Genomic DNA, 17,410 nt, shown 5'->3' with positions numbered 1-17,410 from the left:
ATACAAGAGTTAATCGGATTTCGCCAATCATTTTCTGATATTTTGCCCTAAAAATCAGGCAGGCTGAAACTTAAGCTGTCGCAACTGCTTTGCATGTTGCAAAGTTGTCTCACTAATTTCGACACCACCAGACATACGAGCAAGCTCTAGAATACGCTGTTCTTCGTCAAGTTCGATGATGGTACTGCTAGCTGGATCAGTTTGTTGTTTTTTAACGAGTAGGTGTTGATCGGATTGCGCCGCAACTTGGGCTTGGTGAGTAATACATAATAATTGAACATGCTGTGCTAAATCAGCCAGTAATCGTCCTACAACTTCTGCAGTTCCACCGCTAATTCCGACATCAATTTCATCAAATACTAGAACTTCTGCTTCGGTCTTCTCAGCATTCATGACTTGCATGACTAAAGCAATACGAGAAAGCTCACCACCTGAGGCAACTCGTGCTAATGGTTGTGGAGGAATTCCTTTATTTGCAGTGAATAGCAGTTGAATAAAGCTTAGGCCTTCTGATGATGCTTGTTCTAATGGTTCGAATTTGAATTCAAAATGAGCTTCAGGAAGAGCCAAAGGTTTCACTTGTTCAGTAAGTTGTTTGGCTAGTGGAATCGCAGCGGTTCGACGAATATCATCTAAGTGCTGTGCTTTTTCAATAAAGGATTGATAGGCAATTTCAACTTGTTCAGCCAAAGTTTCAGGATCTTCAAGTTGATGAAGTTGTTCTAATTCCTGTTGCCATTGTTCAAAATCTTGTTTGAGGGACTCTGGTTGAGTTCTGTATTTACGTGCCAGACGATGGAAGATTTCAAGTGTAGAATTTAATTGCTCCATGCGTTCAGGATCGAAACTTTGGCGATCTATGAACTGACGCAAGCTTGCTGTGGCATCTTCAATTTCGCTTTGTGCATTTAATAAAGAATTATAAATGGTTGAAAGCAGTTCGCTGCGTCCAGCATGAGACTCTAACCGACGGATAATCGATGAGATTTCTTGAGTAATATTTTGTTCTGCTTCATCTAATACATTTAGGCTATAACCACAGTCTTGCATGATGTGTTCGTGATGGCTCAAGCGATCAAATTCTTGTTCAATTTCTCGATAGTCTGTTTGTACGATTTCTTCAAGTTCCTCTAATTGTGCTTCTAAGCTTTGTATCTTTTGCAGGCGAGTAGCTTGCGCATCTAGCGCGGCTTGGTGTTGTCGGATATTTTGCTGCCAAATGCTATATGCTTCACGAACCGCTTGTGCTTGATCACCAAAATTGTGATAACGATCTAACCAGTGTTTTGGATAAGGTGGTTCTAGAAGTTGTTGTTGGCTGTGCTGGCTGTAGAGCTGGACTAATAATCGCCCGATTTCTTTAAGTTCAGCAAGGCTACTAGGTCTTCCATTAATCCAAGCTTTACTACGGCCAGTTGCAAAGATGACGCGACGCAAATGAATCTCGCCTGATTCATCATCAAGCTCATGATCTATGAGCCAATTGGCTTCAGCACTATCAGCTTGGTAGCTAAAAATAGCCGTAACGTCAGCTTTATCTGCACCATATCGGACATAATTTGTATCTGTGCGTTCACCTAAACATGCAGATAAGGCATCTAACAATAAAGATTTTCCTGCGCCTGTTTCTCCTGTGAGAACATTAAAGCCTTGTTCAATATCTAAAGCTAAGTGGTCAGCGAGTGCAAAATTAATTAAAGTTAAATGGGTGAGCATAAACGCATCCAATGCACAGATTGTTTTGCTTAAAGATAGAGAGTTTTTATAGTGGCGACAAGTCGTGATTCACCTATTTTGTTGCTTTCACAACAAAACGATTTATTGGAATTTGGAAAAATGAATAAGTCATATTGTTTGATAAGCAAAGAGCTGAAAGTGCATGATTTCAAGCTGATCCATAATTTAAACTAATAATGTTTTAGCGGTGTTGTTTTTTAGTGCTTCAGATGGTTTATTTCTGAAGTCGGTCTCATATATTGAAGTTTGATTTTCTTAATCCTCATCATTCATCGCGGTGCAAATCACTTTATGCAGGGCAAACTTAACTAAGATGATTCTCGCCACTCGTAGCATAACTACTCGTCTTGAGCCCGGACAAAGCTTCGCTTTGTTTTTTCCTCGCTCAGGTATGAAAATTGCTGTATTTACGCCAGAAAATGGATTGATTAGTTGTAAAGGCACAATTAAACTACGTCCAGCATAACCTAATATAAATGCGGCAGAATTTGGAGAGTACGCATGAGTTCAGTGCAGTTTGATCATGTAACGGTCATTAAGAAATCGAATGTGTATTTTGGCGGGGCATGTATTAGCCATACAGTACAATTTGAAGATGGTACAAAAAAAACTTTAGGCGTTATTTTACCTACTGAACAACCTTTGACTTTTGAAACACACGTCCCAGAGCGTATGGAAATTATTTCTGGTGAGTGTCGCGTAAAAATTGCAGATAGTACAGAAAGTGAATTATTCCGTGCGGGGCAGTCATTCTATGTCCCTGGAAACAGTGTATTCCATATTGAAGCAGATGAAGTACTTGATTATGTGTGTCATTTAGAAGGTTAACCTTTTCCTTCATAAATCGAGTACACTATATCTGAAGAAAATCCTGTAAAGTCATTTACAGGATTTTTTTATTAAATTCCTTTGCGGAGCTATTCGCTCCTCACCTGTAAAGTCATTTACAGGATTTTTTATTTTCAAAATCCCCCCAAATATCCTGCTTTAAGTGGGAATGCTGAAAAGAGGTCGCTCATGGCAAAACCTGAATATTATTATGGCGTTCATTCCGTGGAGTCATTATTAGAATTGGAGCCTGAGCGAGTACTCACATTGTTTACGCTTAAAGGTCGAGATGATCAGCGTTTACAAAAAATCTTAGCACTTGCAGAACCTTTCGGGATTAGTGTGCAAAAGGCAAGCCGTGACAGTCTGGAAAAATTAGCAGGTATGCCATTCCACCAAGGGGTTGTTGCTGCTGTACGTCCTCATCCAACGCTTAATGAAAAAGATTTAGATCAATTAATGCAGCAGCATCCCGATGCGTTATTGTTGGCACTTGATCAAGTGACTGATCCACATAATTTAGGTGCTTGCATCCGAACTGCTGCCGCTATGGGAGTTCAAGCAGTCATCGTACCTAGAGATCGTTCAGCAAGTTTGACGCCAACAGCACGTAAAGTTGCAGCAGGTGGTGCAGAAAAGGTTAAGTTTATTCAAGTCACTAATCTTGCTCGTACCTTAGCGCATTTAAAAGAGACTACCCATACTCGTGTGATTGGTACGATGCTTGATGAGAAGGCTTTGCCTATTCAGCAATGTGATTTTAGCGGTTCGGTTGTGATAGTGATGGGCGCTGAAGACACTGGACTTCGACCAATTACCCAATCGCAATGTGATCAAACAGTGTTTATCCCAATGGCAGGTGATTTGCAGAGCTTAAATGTAAGTGTTGCAACCGGTATGGCACTTTATGAGGCGTGTCGACAGCGTACTACTGTATAATCATCGTTACGCTCTATTCAAAATTGAAAAATGACAGTTCGCTCGCAAGGTTATCTTTTTGTCCTGATCACGATGTGTATATGGGGCGGATTTACTATTTTCTCCCGACTTAATGCGCATTGGCATGTCAGTATGTGGGATTTGGTTGCGATGCGCTTTGCAATTGCTTCTGTTATTTTAGTGCCTGTTTTAATTTATAAAAAAGATTTTGCCTTTTTATGGCATCCACGCCCTTTGATTTTGGCACTGATCGGCGGGCTAGGCTATTGTTTTACCGTATATACCGCTTTTTTGCATGCCCCAGCTGCACATGCTGCTATTTTTTTAAATGGTTGTATCCCTTTGTGTACTGCTATTGCTGCATATTTATTATTTAGACAGCCTTTTGATAAACATACGTGGTTCAGTATTGCAATTATGATGAGTGCATTATTACTTATGAGTTATTTAATGCTGCATGATCAAAGTGCTGTATTGGGTTGGGGGGATCTGTTGCTGTTTATTAGTGCGGTGTGGTGGGGTATTTTTACCGTTCTCCTAAAACAATGGAAGCTATCTGCTTGGCATTCAACAGCGGGTGTAGTGATTTGGTCTGCGATTATCTACCTGCCTATTTATATTTTATTTATTCCAAAACATTTTCAAGATGCAGAACCTCTTCACCTCTTGATTCAAGGACTTTTCCATGGTGTGTTGGTGGTGATCGTTGCGACTTTGACTTATGTTGCAGCAATTCAAAGGTTAGGCGCATTTAAAACAGGAAGTATTGTAACTTTAGCACCATTTATAGCGGCTGTTGTCGCTGTTCCTTTGTTAAATGAACCAATCAATCTTGCCATTATCAGTGGTTTGATCGGAATGGCGATTGGTGCACTTCAACCGTGGCGATGGTTTCAAAAAGACACCTTAGAGGCTCAGCTCGAACAACAAAACAAAAATTAATATTCAGCGCGTTTTAGATAACTGAAATGTAATGGTTTTAATTGTTGGTGTAGATGTTCCAATAGGCCATCATTTACCACAATGTCATTTGCCAAACGTTGCTTTTCAGAGCGGGGCATTTGTGCTGCAATAATATGACGAATTTGCTCTTCACTTTGCCCATCTCGTTGACTTGCGCGTTCCAATTGAATGTGCTCACTTGCATCGATCAATAAAGTATGATGAACAAGTTCATGTTGATTAGTTTCAAACAAAAGTGGTGAGACTAAAATGACATAAGGGCTTTCAGCTTGTTGTAATTGTTGAATGATAGATTGGCGAATAGCGGGATGTGTGATTTTTTCTAATGTCATACGTGCTTCAGGATGGCTGAAGATATGTTCTCTCAAGGCTCGACGATTTAAAGTTCCATCTTCTAATAGAACCCAATCTCCAAAAGCACGGTGTATTTCTTTTAAAGCAGGTTGATTTGGTGCTACGATTTCTCGAGCAACAATATCTGCATCTATTACCACAATACCTTGGGACTCAAACCATTGGGTTGCAGCAGATTTACCACTCCCAATACCACCCGTAATCCCCAAGATAAATGTCATATTAACCCCCAAGATACACTTTCATAATTTGCTCACCCCATAGAAAGGCAATCCAACCGGCAATTGCAATATAAGGACCAAATGCAAAAGGTTGATTTTCACCGCGCATTTTCATCAGCATAATACCAATAATTGCGCCTACCATAGAAGAGAGTAATACGATGAGGGGTAACATCATCGGACCCATCCATGCACCAAGGGCTGCAAGCAGTTTAAAATCACCATAGCCCATGCCTTCTTTGCCCGTGATGATTTTAAATAGGTAATACACAATCCAAAGACATAGAAAACCGATTAAATAGCCCCAGATCGCAGCACTAGCCGTTGTATAGATTGCAAAAGTATTGATACCCAGCCCTAATGCTGCTAAAGGTAGCGTAAATCGATCAGGTAGTAACTGTGTATCAAAATCAATAAAAGTGAGTGCAATAAGTGCCCACGTTAGAGTTAAGCCGAACAGCATCTGAATTGTTGCACCGAATACTGCCACAACGATCAATGAACAGATCATAGTAAGTAATTCAATCAACGGGTAGCGAATGCTGATTGGATTTTGGCAAGTGCCACATTTACCGCGAAGTACTAACCAACTAATAATAGGAATATTCTGGAACCATTTAATAGGCGTTTGACACTTAGGACAAGTAGAAGCTGGCTGACTTAATGTTAACTTGCTCTGATCTATGATCGGCTGTTCAGGGTGTAAAAGCATTTGGCATTCCTGATGCCATTCTTGCTCCATCATTTTTGGAGTGCGAAAGATCACAACATTTAAAAAACTGCCGATGCACAAGCTGATTAATCCAACTGCAAGGTAAAGTGCAGTTGGATTTTCAAGGAAGTAAAAGAAAAAAGATTGCATTACACTACTGAACCCATCTGGAAGATTGGTAGATACATGGCAATAACGAGACCGCCTACTAATACACCAAGAATTGCCATAATAAGAGGTTCCATCATTGAAGTGAGACCATCTACTGCGTTGTCGACTTCATTTTCATAGTGTGTTGCGACTTTATCTAACATCGAATCAAGAGCGCCAGACTCTTCACCAATTGCAACCATTTGAATTGCCATCGCAGGGAAGAGGTTTGAAACACGCATCGCGAATTGGAGCTGTTGTCCAGTCGCAACATCTTCTCTAATTTTAAGTACAGCTTCTTCATAAACAACATTATTGGTTGCACCTGCTGTGGATGTAAGCGCATCAATTAATGGTACGCCTGCAGCAAAAGTGGTAGCTAAAGTGCGGCTATAGCGAGCAATAATTGCTTTATATACAAGATCTCCAAAAATCGGCAATTTTAGAGCAAGCTTATCCAATGTATCTCTAAACTTTTTACTACGTTTTTTTGCCTCCAAGAATCCTGTGATAAAAAAACCTATAGCAATAATGAGGATAAACCAATACTCTTGCATCCATTTAGACATATTTACAACCATTTGGGTAAAAGCTGGTAGATCAGCTCCAAAGGATGTAAAGAGGTCTTGGAAAACGGGTACTACCTTAACCATTAGAATGATTGTTACAATTACAGCTACAACGATAACAGTGGCAGGATATTTCATCGCTTTTTTAATTTTTTGTTTGAGTAACTCACTTTTTTCCTTATATACCGCGACACGATCTAGCATAGTCTCAAGAGCACCCGACTGTTCCCCTGATTCGACCAGTGAACAAAATAAGGTATCGAAGTATTGAGGGTATTTTTTTAAAGCGCCAGCGAAAGTATTACCACCTTCAACTTCACTTTTTAATCCTAGTACGACCTCACGCATGGATGGGTTTTCTAAGCCTTCAGCAACAATCTCAAAGCCTTGTACCAACGGTACACCTGCTTTCATCATTGTAGCTAATTGGCGTGTGAAAACCGTAATATCCAAGGTCGTTACTTTTTTCTTCATAAAACCTTCGAGAATATTTTTACGTTTTTCTCGAATATTTTTAATCGTCACACCTTGTTTACGTAAGGTGACTTTTGCTAAAGCCATATTACGTGCTGGAAGTTCCCCTTTAATTTTTGCCCCTTTACGATCGACCCCTTCATAGGCAAAAGTAGGCATCATTTGCGCTTTTTTCGCTGCCATGACCATTAATCCTTTTTATTGATTTTATTCACTTGTTACTCGGTTAACTTCTTGCAAAGAGGTGATCCCTTGCATGACCTTTTTTAAACCAGAACGGCGTAGATTATTGAAACCAGCCTTTTCAGATGCTGCTGCAATTTGTAGTGCATTTCCATCTTCCATAATAATCTTGGAAATCTCGGGTGTCACTTTCATTACTTCATAAATACCGACACGCCCTTTATATCCTTCACGACAAGCATCGCAGCCGACAGGTTGAAAAATTTGAAAGTCAGGGTTGGCTAAATCTTGTTCAGTGAAGCCCATTTCTAAAAGGCTTTGCTTAGGAATCTCGATAGGTTGTTTGCATTCCGAGCATAGGCGGCGGGCTAAACGTTGAGCAATCACTAGATTAACCGAGGTTGCAATATTGAAAGAGGGAACCCCCATATTGCGTAGTCGTGTGAGTGTTTCAGGAGCGCTGTTGGTATGTAGGGTTGACATCACCATGTGACCTGTTTGAGCTGCCTTAATTGCAATTTCAGCTGTTTCGAGATCACGAATCTCACCGACCATGATGACATCAGGGTCTTGACGTAAAAATGCTTTTAATGCTGCTGAGAAAGTTAAGCCTGTTTTAGGGTTGACGTTAACTTGGTTAATACCTTCTAAGTTGATTTCGACTGGGTCTTCTGCGGTCGAAATATTGGTATCTTCTGTATTTAAGATATTTAGACCTGTATATAACGATACGGTTTTACCAGAACCTGTCGGACCTGTAATCAGAAGCATACCCTGAGGCTTGTCTAATGCACTCATAAATAGTTCTTTTTGTTCATCCTCATAGCCTAATGCTTCAATACCTAACATTGCGCTTGAAGGATCTAAAATACGAAGAACCAGTTTCTCTCCAAATAAAGTTGGAAGTGAGTTAACACGAAAATCAATCGCTTTAGTCTTAGATAGTTTAAGTTTGATACGACCATCTTGAGGCATACGCTTCTCAGAAATGTCCATTTGAGACATGACTTTTAAACGAGACGCTAAACGAGTTGCGAGTTGTAGTGGTGGGTTTGCAATTTGTCTGAGTACACCATCCACACGATAACGCACGCGATACATTTTTTCATAAGGTTCAAAATGTAAGTCAGAGGCTCCCATACGAATCGCATCAATCAATAGTTTATTGATATATTTGACGATAGGTGATTCATCTTGATGGTTTGTATCATCATCCTCAGTCGTGTTGTTTGTATCAGTCGATGCAACATCAACATTATCTAAGTCAAAGTCGTCATTTTCCCCAAAATCGAAACTGCCACTATCTCCAAACTGCTGTTCAATTAGTTTTTCGAGTTTATTGTGCTCAACAATCACAGGTTCGATATTCAATTTGGTATTGAACCTGATTGCGTCTAATGCATCAATATTCGTCGGGTTGCTGGTCGCAACATACAAAATCTGACCACGTTGTATGAGTGGAACAACACGATGTTTTTGAATCAGTTTGCTGTCAGTTATTTCACGAAGTAATAGAGCCGTATCAAATACAGCAAGATCAAAAAGTGGCTCACCAAACTCTAAAGAGATGCTTTCCGCAATTGTCAGAGGTGATAGGCGATGATGTTCAATTAAGTGAGCAACAATATCTTGTTGTGCTTTTTTTGCAGCATCAATCGCACTCTGCATATTTGATGCAGCAATGTGACCATCATCGACTATGCGTCGAATAAACCCCGAAAATTTTGGAGACGTATGTATTCCTGACATCTGTCCGCCTTATGACAATATGGTTATAATAGCTATATATCAAAATTATACTTTCGTTACGTAAAATTACTACCATTGAAAGTGTCGTTTTTGACTTGATTAAGCTTTAAAACTTTGAACTGATCGAATCTTTTGCAAATTTATTTTTATCATAAACTTGTAGTTATGATGTTTTGAATAAATAAATGTCTCAGCCAACCAAATCCACTTTGGTTAAACTGATAATACTCTTTTTCTTCCCGTAGTCACTGCTTTAAATTCAAACGATATAAAAAAACTGAATTTTCTAAAAAACTGTGTAAAATATGCAGCATTTTTTAGAATTTATTCGTAGGTTGGCGGAGTATGTCGAATTCGACCATTACCCCTTGGGTTGTTGGCAATTGGAAAATGAATCCAATGCATGCTGACGCTTTAAAATTAATAGAAGAATTTAAACTGTTATTACAACAGGAACCTATTTCTCAAGCGGCATGTCATATTGGTGTTTCTCCAGTATCGATTGCGCTTACAAATATACAAGCACATTTAGCTGAATTTAATCGAACAATCTATACGGTCGCTCAGGACGTTTCCAAAATTGCTGGCACAGGTGCGTATACGGGTGAGGTCAGTGCTGAATTGCTAAAAGATAGTCAAATCGAATTTGTATTGATTGGACATTCTGAACGTAGAGAATTATTTGGTGATAATGTAGAAATCATCAAGGCTAAACTCAACAACGCTTTAAATGCAGGATTGACTGTGATTTATTGTGTTGGTGAAAGTTTAGAGCAACGCGAGCAGGGCGCTGCTGAACAAGTTGTATTACAACAAATTTGTGATATCGCAGCGATTGTGAAGCCTGATCAATGGCAGCGTATTGTGGTCGCTTATGAGCCGATTTGGGCGATTGGCACTGGAAAGACTGCTTCTCCTGCTGATGCACAAATGATGCATGCAAAAATTCGTGAAGGTTTAAAACAAATCACACCTTTTGGAGCAAATATTGCTATTTTGTATGGTGGAAGTGTGAAAGCTGAGAATGCTGTTGAATTAGCTGCATGTCCAGATATTAATGGCGCTCTGGTTGGTGGTGCATCACTCAATGCGCAATCCTTCTTCCAAATCGCAAAAGCTTTTGCTCAAAGCAAATAACGAGGAATAGAAATGTATAGTTTTATACTCGTTGTACATATCATTTTGGCAATTTTGATTATTGCTTTGGTTCTTGTACAACAAGGTAAGGGTGCTGAAGCTGGCGCATCTTTTGGTGGTGGCGGTGCTGCCACAGTATTTGGTGCTTCGGGTGCAGGTAACTTCTTGACCCGTTTAACTGCTATTTTTACGGCATTATTTTTTGTAACTAGTTTAACTTTGGCTGTGTTCGCTAAAAAACAAACGACAGATGCATATACGCTTAAATCAGTTCAAACGACGACAACAGCTCCTGCCTCATCGTCTGAAACTTCATCAAACGCGCCAAAAACAACTGAATAAGTTGATTTAGGACTTTTCTTTTTCGCTTTAAACGAATAGAATGCGTCCCACAAAGCTGCGGTGGTGGTGGAATTGGTAGACACGCTACCTTGAGGTGGTAGTGCTTTCGGGCGTGGGGGTTCAAGTCCCCCCTTCCGCACCAAACTTAATAACCAGTAAGTTTGGTGTATGCAGTGTTTTGTTGATGCGGGATGGAGCAGTCTGGTAGCTCGTCGGGCTCATAACCCGAAGGTCGTTGGTTCAAATCCAGCTCCCGCTACCATTTGATTAAGGTGCAACTTAATCAAGCAAGTATGAAAACTTAAATTGACTTTTTTTCATATTTGTATATAATTTTTGCACGTTGATGCGGGATGGAGCAGTCTGGTAGCTCGTCGGGCTCATAACCCGAAGGTCGTTGGTTCAAATCCAGCTCCCGCTACCAAGTTTCTTAAAAGAGGCTCACAATAAGGTGGGCCTTTTTGCACAGTGGGCAATGCTTTTCTGTGTAACATAGGGGCGATTTACGCCCTTTTTTATTGGTTGTTTAGCTATCGTGTAGTGTTCGACATCAATTGGTCAAATAGTCGTGCTTCACTATACGGTTAAGATTGATTGGCTCGCATGAGAGCGACGAGAGTAAATGAAATTATCAAATAAATCTCAAGCATTGCATGATCTTATCGCGCCAGCTGTAGCTGCGTGTGGTGTAGATCTGTGGGGGATTGAATTCCTTCCACAAGGAAAGCGTTCTTTATTACGTATTTATATCGATAAACCTGTCGATGAGAACGCAGAACCTATTCTGAATGAAGATGGTGAATTAGAACAAGGGCGTGGTATTGGCGTTCAAGATTGTGTGCTCGTTACACAACAAGTGGGTGCAATGCTTGATGTTCATGATCCTATTTCTGGTGAATATGCTCTTGAAGTATCATCACCTGGTTGGGATCGACCATTCTTTCAATTAAATCAATTACCAGCATATATTGGACAACAAGTGGCTTTACGCTTGATTGCTGCCGTCGAAAACCGTCGTAAGTTTCAGGCGAAATTACTTTCTGTAGATTTGGAAAATGAACTAATCCAAGTTGAAGTGGAAGGTAAACACGTGCTTGAAATTGATAGCAATAACATTGATAAAGCAAATTTAATCTATCAAGACTAATATTAACTTAATTTTATAAGAAATCGGTAGGTGACTTATGGGCCGCGAAATTCTTACCGTTGCAGAAACGGTTAGTAATGAAAAAGGTGTTAGTCGTGAAGCGATCTTCCAAGCGTTAGAGCAAGCCCTTGTTGCAGCAACGAAGAAAAAGTTTTACGAAGGTACACATTCAGAAGAAGCTCAACTTCGCGTTGAGATTGATCGTAAAACAGGTGATTACCGTACTTTCCGTCAGTGGACAGTTGTTGCGGACGAAGATCATGAAATGCCAGCTTGCCAAGATGCAATTTCAGATGTAGATCAATCGAAATGGTCGATTGGTGATGTGCGCGAACTTGAAGTCGAGTCAATCGAGTTTGGTCGTATTGCTGCACAGATCGCAAAACAAGTGATTGTACAAAAGATTCGTGAAGCTGAGCGTGCATTGGTTGCTGATGCTTATGAATCGAAAGTCGGCGAGTTGATTTACGGTGAGGTGAAAAAGCAAACGAAAGATGGCTTTATCATTGATCTAGGCGACAACGCAGAAGCTTATTTGGCGCGTGAAGAAACGATCCATAAAGAAATTTTGCGTCCTAAACAACGTATCAATGCAATTTTATATAGCGTGAATCGTGAAGGTCGTGGCGCACAACTTTTGTTGTCTCGCTCACGTCCAGAAATGCTGATTGCATTGATGAAAAAAGAAATTCCTGAAATTTCAGAAGAAATCATTGAGATTAAAGCAGCAGCACGTCAACCAGGCGTTCGTGCTAAAATTGCAGTGAAAACTAACGACCACCGTATTGACCCTGTTGGTGCTTGTATTGGTATGCGTGGTACACGTATCCAAGCAGTACAACAAGAGTTAAATGGTGAGCGTATCGATGTTGTGGTGTGGTCTGATGATCCAGCGCAATATATCGCAAGTGCTTTAGAGCCAGCAGATGTATCTGGTATCGTATTAGATGAAGATGCACGCAGTGCAGACATCATTTTTGCGACCAATGATCAATTGGCGCGTGCGATTGGTTCACAAGGACAAAATGTTCGTTTGGCATCTGAATTGACGGGTTATAAACTCGACATGATGTTAGAAGAAGAGTATCGTGCTCGTCAGCAAAATGAAGCTCAACAATATCTCGATATGTTTGTTTCTCGTCTTGATATTGATGAAGATTTAGCAATGGCATTGGTTGAGATGGGCTTTACTTCATTAGAAGAAATTGCTTATGTTCCAGCTGAAACATTTGATGAAATCGAGCTTGAGGCTGATTTAGTTGAATTGTTACAAAGTCGTGCGAAAGAAGCTGCATTAACGGATGCGTTAAAACAGCAAGAAAATATTCAAGAGCCAAGTGCAGAACTTCTCGGTATGGAAGGTATGACCACTGAGATTGCATATGCATTGGCGGCGCGTGGTGTGATTACGATTGATGATTTGGCTGACCAAGCGACTGACGATATCTCAGATATCGAAGGTTTAGGTCATGACAAAGCAGGTCAGTTAATTATGAAAGCACGTGAATCATGGTTTAATTAGGAGATAATAGATGACGGACAAGTCGATTCAAGAGTTAGCGCTCAGCGTAGAACGTCCTGTAGAGAAACTCCTAGAGCAGGTTCGCGATGCAGGTCTACCACAGCGTAAAGCAGATGACATCATTACCACTGAACAGCAAGATACTTTGGTCAATTATTTGAAAAAAGTACACGGTCAGGAAAGTGGTAACACAGGAAAAATTGCGTTGAAACGTAAAACAACGAGTACTGCTAAAGTAACAAGTACATCGGGTAAAGCTAAAAACATTAATGTTGAAGTGCGCAAAAAACAAGTATTTGCGAAACCGAGCCCTGAGTTACTTGCAGCAGAAGTAAAAGCGCGAGCTGAAGCAGATCAGAAAGTACGTGTTGAACAAAAAACACGTGTTGAAGCTGAACAGAAAGCGCGTGATAGTGCTGAGCAAAAAGCTAATGCAACTTTAGAAGCAATGCGTGCAGAGCATACTTCTGACAGTTCAACACAAGCACCAGCTAAAACAGCTGTTGTCGTTAAAAAACGTAACAGCGACAAGATTATTAAAGCACCTGTTGTTAAGCCAACAGAAACGCCAGAACAGAAAAAAGCTCGTGAAGCTCAAGCTGCTCAGTTAAAAGCTACGGAGGAAGCTGTACGCCGTAAAGCTGCTGAAGAAGCACAACAGCGTACACTTGAGCAAATGCGTAAAATGGCATCAAAATATTCAAATGATGATGCTACGACTACGATTCGCGTCATTGATGATTCTCCTTTGGCTGCTGGTCTTGTTGGTCAAGCATATGAAGATTCATTCAACAAAGAAGACCGTGAAATCAAACGTGGTGGTGCAACTGCAAATCCGCGTGCTGGTAAGAAAAGCGGTCGTGGTGGCGATGCTCAAGCAGAGCAAAGTTTCAGTAAGAGCCATCACAAGCGTGGTTTGAAAACGAGCCAAGCGAATAAACATGGTTTTGAAAAACCTGTTAAGAAGCAGATTTATGATGTTGAGATCGGTGAGAAAATCATTGTTGCTGATCTTGCTCAAAAAATGGCAGTTAAAGTCCGTGAAGTAATCAAAACACTCATGAAAATGGGTGAGTTGGTTACTCAGAACCAAGCGATTGATCAAGATACAGCTGTACTTGTCGTCGAAGAGTTAGGTCACAATCCAGTACTAGTTTCTGATACTCAAGCAGAAGACAACTTACTTGAAGCTGCTGAAGAAGCACGTGGTGAGCAAACAACTCGTCCACCTGTTGTAACAATTATGGGTCACGTTGACCATGGTAAAACGTCATTATTAGATCGTATTCGTCGCTCTAAAGTGGCAGCTGGTGAGGCGGGTGGTATCACTCAGCACATTGGTGCTTACCATGTTGAAACTGAGAAAGGTATTATTACTTTCCTAGATACACCTGGACACGCAGCGTTTACGTCTATGCGTGCTCGTGGTGCGAAAGCAACAGATATCGTAGTACTAGTAGTTGCTGCTGATGATGGTGTAATGCCACAAACAGCGGAAGCTATTGATCATGCTCGTGCAGCGGGTACGCCGATCATTGTTGCAATCAACAAGATGGATAAAGAATCAGCTGACGTTGACCGTGTACTTAATGAGTTGACTACAAAAGGTATCGTGCCTGAAGAATGGGGCGGTGATGTTCCAGTTGCAAAAGTATCTGCGCATTCAGGTGCTGGTATCGATAGCTTACTTGACCTTATCTTGATCCAAGCAGAATTGATGGAGCTTAAAGCTTCAGCAGAAGGTGCGGCACAAGGTGTAGTAATTGAAGCGCGTGTTGATAAAGGTCGTGGTGCAGTTACTTCTATCCTAGTACAAAACGGTACTTTGAATATTGGTGATCTTGTATTGGCTGGTTCATCTTATGGTCGCGTACGTGCGATGTCAGATGAGAATGGTCAACGTATTACTTCGGCTGGACCATCAATTCCAGTTGAAATTTTAGGTTTACCTGAAGCACCTATGGCGGGTGATGAAGTTCTAGTCGTAAATGACGAGAAGAAAGCACGTGAAGTTGCTGATGCTCGTGCAGATCGTGAACGTCAAAAACGTCTTGAACGTGCAAGCTCTATGCGTCTTGAAAACATCATGGCGTCTATGGGCAAGAAAGATGTTCCGACTGTGAATGTTGTACTTAAGACTGATGTACGCGGTACTTTAGAAGCATTACATGTTGCACTTGATGAGTTATCTACTGATGAAGTGAAAGTACGTGTAATTGGTTCAGGTGTTGGTGCGATTACAGAATCTGATGTTACTCTTGCAGAATCTTCTGAAGCTGTTTTATTAGGCTTTAACGTTCGTGCAGATAACACAGCGCGTCAAAAATCTGACCAAGATGGTATCGACATTCGTTACTACAGCGTTATCTATCAATTAATTGATGACGTGAAAGCAGCAATGAGCGGTAAACTTGCTCCTGAACATCGTGAAACAATCTTGGGTGTTGCTCAAGTTCGTGAAGTGTTCCGTTCAAGTAAGTTTGGTGCTGCTGCAGGCTGTATGGTAATGGAAGGTGTAATCCACCGTAACAAACCAATCCGCGTCTTACGTGATGATGTGGTTGTATTCCAAGGTGAGCTTGAGTCATTACGTCGTTATAAAGATGTAGTAGAAGAAGTTCGTGCTGGTATGGAATGTGGTCTTGCGGTTAAAGGTTATAATGACATCAAAGAACTTGATAAAATCGAAGTTTATGATGTTCAATTGGTTAAACGGAGTCTTTAATGGCGGGTAGCCAACGCTTAAAGCGCATGGCGGATTCAGTACAACGTGAGTTGTCAGAGTTGATCCGTCAGGAGCTTAAAGATCCTCGCTTAGGTGGTCTAGTGACCATCTCTGCGGTCAAAGTCAGTGCTGACTTAGGATATGCTGAAGTTTATGTAACCGTGATGGGGCGTGAGCTTGGTGATGAGCAAAGTGAAGCAGCAAATAAAGAAACTTTAGATGTGTTAAATAAAGCATCTGGTTTTCTGCGTCATGAGTTAAGTCGTCGTATTAAGACACGTATTACCCCTAGATTGCGTTTCCATTATGATAAAACCAATGCATACGGTAACTACATGTTTGGTTTGATCGCGGAAGCTGTCAAGGATCTGCCTGAACAAGGGCTAGAAGATAAAGAATAAATTTAAAAAAGCCACCTTCGGGTGGCTTTTTTATGATGAGAATATATTGTTTAAATCACAAGGTTTAGTTCTGATCTTCTTTATTTGCTGTACGACGATAACGTTGCCACGGTAGAGGACGATTTAATGCTTCTGGCACATCACCACTCATAGAACGTAATCGTAAATGTAACGCAGCTTGTGCCATCAAATTGGCTGAAACTGGCGCTGTGATAAAGATAAATAGAGTGATAAGTAATTCTGCAAAGCCGAATTTTCCTTGAGTTGCACCAAAGATCATCGCAGCGATTAAGAAACTACCTAAACCTAATGTGCTTGATTTTGTGGGTGCATGTAGGCGCATAAATAAATCAGGTAAACGAATCATGCCGATAGAACCTACCAGCATAAAAAATGCACCAAAAATCAAAAAGAAGGAAATAATTATTTCAAAAACAAATTGCATGATTTATCTCCTTAATCGATCACATGACCCGTTGTAAAGTAACGAGCAAGAGCCGCAGTTGACACAAAGCCCAACATGGCAACCAGTAGTGCGCCTTCAAAGACATTCGTGCTGACCCAATACACACCTAAAACGATAATCAGACAAGTCGCGTTCAGGAAAAGCGTATCCAACGCCAATAATCGATCAATCACTGATGGTCCTATGATTAAGCGAATTAGGCAAAGAAACATAGAGATCGTAATCGCAATTAAGCAAATACCAAGAGCATAAGGCAAGATTGTCATTGTTCTACTCCTTGCATTGGCTTGACATTAAAAATCTCCAATAAAGGTGTTTCATATCTATTTTTGATTTCTTGAATATCAAGTTCTGCATTATCTGAACTGAGTGCATGAACTAGAATATCACCTCGCTCTTGATCAATACCTGCTGAAACTGTACCTGGTGTTGTGGTGATGATCATCGCAAGTAATGTATTCACTTCTTCATGTTCCGTTTCAAGCGGCACTCGATACCATTTAGGTTGTAAGTGATCTATTGGTCCAAGCACCATCCGTGCAACACGAAAGTTTGAAATCACGATATCCCAAAACACAACAAAGAATAATTTGATAGCAGGTATCCAATGTATATGTGGTGTGCGTGCGATGAAAGGGCGTACTAATCGTGGAATAATAATGGCTAACAAGGTAGCTAGAAATAATGTTGATAGTTCAACGCTTCCTGACAACATTAACCAACTGAGAAATACCATAAATGAAACAAATGGGTGTGGAAACCACCGATCAAGCAAAGCGATTTTTTGCATG

18 protein-coding genes and 3 tRNA genes are annotated in these 17,410 nt (G+C 40.6%); 13 read left to right on the top strand and 8 right to left on the bottom strand.

From position 1 onward, the window contains the following. Positions 1-54: 54 nt before the first annotated feature. Positions 55-1,716: a DNA repair protein RecN gene (recN, locus tag Q9Q86_RS10920; RefSeq protein ID WP_099949296.1), complete on the bottom strand. Its 1,662-nt coding sequence runs from the start codon at positions 1,714-1,716 to the stop codon at positions 55-57. A gap of 334 nt (positions 1,717-2,050) precedes the next feature. On the opposite strand from recN, the gene Q9Q86_RS10915 reads away from it, so the two are divergent. The 4 genes from Q9Q86_RS10915 (at position 2,051) to Q9Q86_RS10900 (ending at position 4,446) form a co-directional block, all read left to right on the top strand. Further along, positions 2,051-2,203, top strand: a complete 153-nt coding sequence (locus tag Q9Q86_RS10915) for a hypothetical protein (RefSeq protein ID WP_171293753.1) — start codon at positions 2,051-2,053, stop codon at positions 2,201-2,203. A gap of 35 nt (positions 2,204-2,238) precedes the next feature. Next, positions 2,239-2,565, top strand: a complete 327-nt coding sequence (locus Q9Q86_RS10910) for a pyrimidine/purine nucleoside phosphorylase (protein ID WP_004958605.1) — start codon at positions 2,239-2,241, stop codon at positions 2,563-2,565. A gap of 189 nt (positions 2,566-2,754) precedes the next feature. After that, complete coding sequence (rlmB, locus tag Q9Q86_RS10905) at positions 2,755-3,504, top strand: 23S rRNA (guanosine(2251)-2'-O)-methyltransferase RlmB (protein ID WP_004916859.1); 750 nt, start codon at positions 2,755-2,757, stop codon at positions 3,502-3,504. 30 nt (positions 3,505-3,534) lie between these two features. After that, positions 3,535-4,446: a DMT family transporter gene (locus Q9Q86_RS10900; protein WP_112987177.1), complete on the top strand. Its 912-nt coding sequence runs from the start codon at positions 3,535-3,537 to the stop codon at positions 4,444-4,446. Here the strand turns inward: Q9Q86_RS10900 and coaE are convergent. The 4 genes from coaE to pilB are packed head-to-tail and all read right to left on the bottom strand — an operon-like array spanning position 4,443 to position 8,879. Next, positions 4,443-5,042, bottom strand: a complete 600-nt coding sequence (gene coaE, locus Q9Q86_RS10895) for a dephospho-CoA kinase (protein ID WP_112987176.1) — start codon at positions 5,040-5,042, stop codon at positions 4,443-4,445. The genes Q9Q86_RS10900 and coaE overlap by 4 nt on opposite strands. 1 nt (position 5,043) lies before the next feature. Beyond that, complete coding sequence (locus tag Q9Q86_RS10890; protein WP_112987175.1) at positions 5,044-5,904, bottom strand: A24 family peptidase; 861 nt, start codon at positions 5,902-5,904, stop codon at positions 5,044-5,046. Then, positions 5,904-7,130 (bottom strand): type II secretion system F family protein, encoded by a 1,227-nt coding sequence (locus Q9Q86_RS10885; protein ID WP_112987174.1) that lies wholly within the window; start codon positions 7,128-7,130, stop codon positions 5,904-5,906. Before Q9Q86_RS10885 ends, Q9Q86_RS10890 begins: the two co-directional genes overlap by 1 nt. 24 nt (positions 7,131-7,154) lie before the next feature. After that, positions 7,155-8,879, bottom strand: a complete 1,725-nt coding sequence (pilB, locus tag Q9Q86_RS10880) for a type IV-A pilus assembly ATPase PilB (protein WP_112987173.1) — start codon at positions 8,877-8,879, stop codon at positions 7,155-7,157. Positions 8,880-9,224: 345 nt separating this feature from the next. On the opposite strand from pilB, the gene tpiA reads away from it, so the two are divergent. The 9 genes from tpiA (at position 9,225) to Q9Q86_RS10835 (ending at position 16,153) form a co-directional block, all read left to right on the top strand. After that, positions 9,225-10,016 carry a triose-phosphate isomerase gene (gene tpiA, locus Q9Q86_RS10875; protein WP_112987172.1) on the top strand — a complete coding sequence of 264 codons (792 nt, stop codon included), beginning with the start codon at positions 9,225-9,227 and terminating at the stop codon, positions 10,014-10,016. A 12-nt stretch (positions 10,017-10,028) separates the two neighbouring features. After that, positions 10,029-10,358 carry a preprotein translocase subunit SecG gene (secG, locus tag Q9Q86_RS10870; protein WP_004916847.1) on the top strand — a complete coding sequence of 110 codons (330 nt, stop codon included), beginning with the start codon at positions 10,029-10,031 and terminating at the stop codon, positions 10,356-10,358. A gap of 57 nt (positions 10,359-10,415) precedes the next feature. After that, positions 10,416-10,500 (top strand) — tRNA-Leu (locus tag Q9Q86_RS10865). A 43-nt stretch (positions 10,501-10,543) separates the two neighbouring features. Continuing rightward, positions 10,544-10,620, top strand: a tRNA-Met gene (locus tag Q9Q86_RS10860). Positions 10,621-10,705: 85 nt separating this feature from the next. Further along, a tRNA-Met gene (locus Q9Q86_RS10855) sits at positions 10,706-10,782 on the top strand. 198 nt (positions 10,783-10,980) lie between these two features. Next, a complete protein-coding gene (gene rimP / locus Q9Q86_RS10850) occupies positions 10,981-11,505 on the top strand; it encodes a ribosome maturation factor RimP (protein WP_004916844.1) in 525 nt (174 codons plus the stop codon). A 37-nt stretch (positions 11,506-11,542) separates the two neighbouring features. Beyond that, the gene (gene nusA, locus Q9Q86_RS10845) at positions 11,543-13,027 is read left to right on the top strand and encodes a transcription termination factor NusA (RefSeq protein WP_112987097.1); all 1,485 of its coding nucleotides are present in this window, start codon (positions 11,543-11,545) and stop codon (positions 13,025-13,027) included. A gap of 10 nt (positions 13,028-13,037) precedes the next feature. Continuing rightward, positions 13,038-15,752 (top strand): translation initiation factor IF-2, encoded by a 2,715-nt coding sequence (infB, locus tag Q9Q86_RS10840; protein ID WP_112987098.1) that lies wholly within the window; start codon positions 13,038-13,040, stop codon positions 15,750-15,752. Continuing rightward, positions 15,752-16,153: a ribosome-binding factor A gene (locus tag Q9Q86_RS10835; RefSeq protein WP_112987099.1), complete on the top strand. Its 402-nt coding sequence runs from the start codon at positions 15,752-15,754 to the stop codon at positions 16,151-16,153. Before infB ends, Q9Q86_RS10835 begins: the two co-directional genes overlap by 1 nt. Positions 16,154-16,217: 64 nt before the next feature. On the opposite strand, the gene Q9Q86_RS10830 is transcribed toward Q9Q86_RS10835, so the two are convergent. From Q9Q86_RS10830 to Q9Q86_RS10820, 3 genes are read right to left on the bottom strand one after another with little or no spacing between them, the layout of a single operon-like run. Continuing rightward, complete coding sequence (locus Q9Q86_RS10830; protein WP_112987100.1) at positions 16,218-16,598, bottom strand: Na+/H+ antiporter subunit G; 381 nt, start codon at positions 16,596-16,598, stop codon at positions 16,218-16,220. A gap of 11 nt (positions 16,599-16,609) precedes the next feature. Further along, positions 16,610-16,885, bottom strand: a complete 276-nt coding sequence (locus Q9Q86_RS10825) for a monovalent cation/H+ antiporter subunit F (RefSeq protein WP_004916826.1) — start codon at positions 16,883-16,885, stop codon at positions 16,610-16,612. Continuing rightward, positions 16,882-17,409, bottom strand: coding sequence for a Na+/H+ antiporter subunit E (locus tag Q9Q86_RS10820; protein WP_099949289.1), 528 nt, complete (start codon positions 17,407-17,409; stop codon positions 16,882-16,884). Before Q9Q86_RS10820 ends, Q9Q86_RS10825 begins: the two co-directional genes overlap by 4 nt. Position 17,410 lies beyond the last annotated feature (1 nt).

Source organism: Acinetobacter sp. A22 (assembly GCF_030913345.1).
In the GTDB taxonomy this organism is placed as follows: Bacteria; Pseudomonadota; Gammaproteobacteria; order Pseudomonadales; family Moraxellaceae; genus Acinetobacter; species Acinetobacter junii.
The sequence above is the reverse complement of the archived record's forward strand: the minus strand, read 5'-3'. Positions and strand labels throughout refer to the sequence as shown.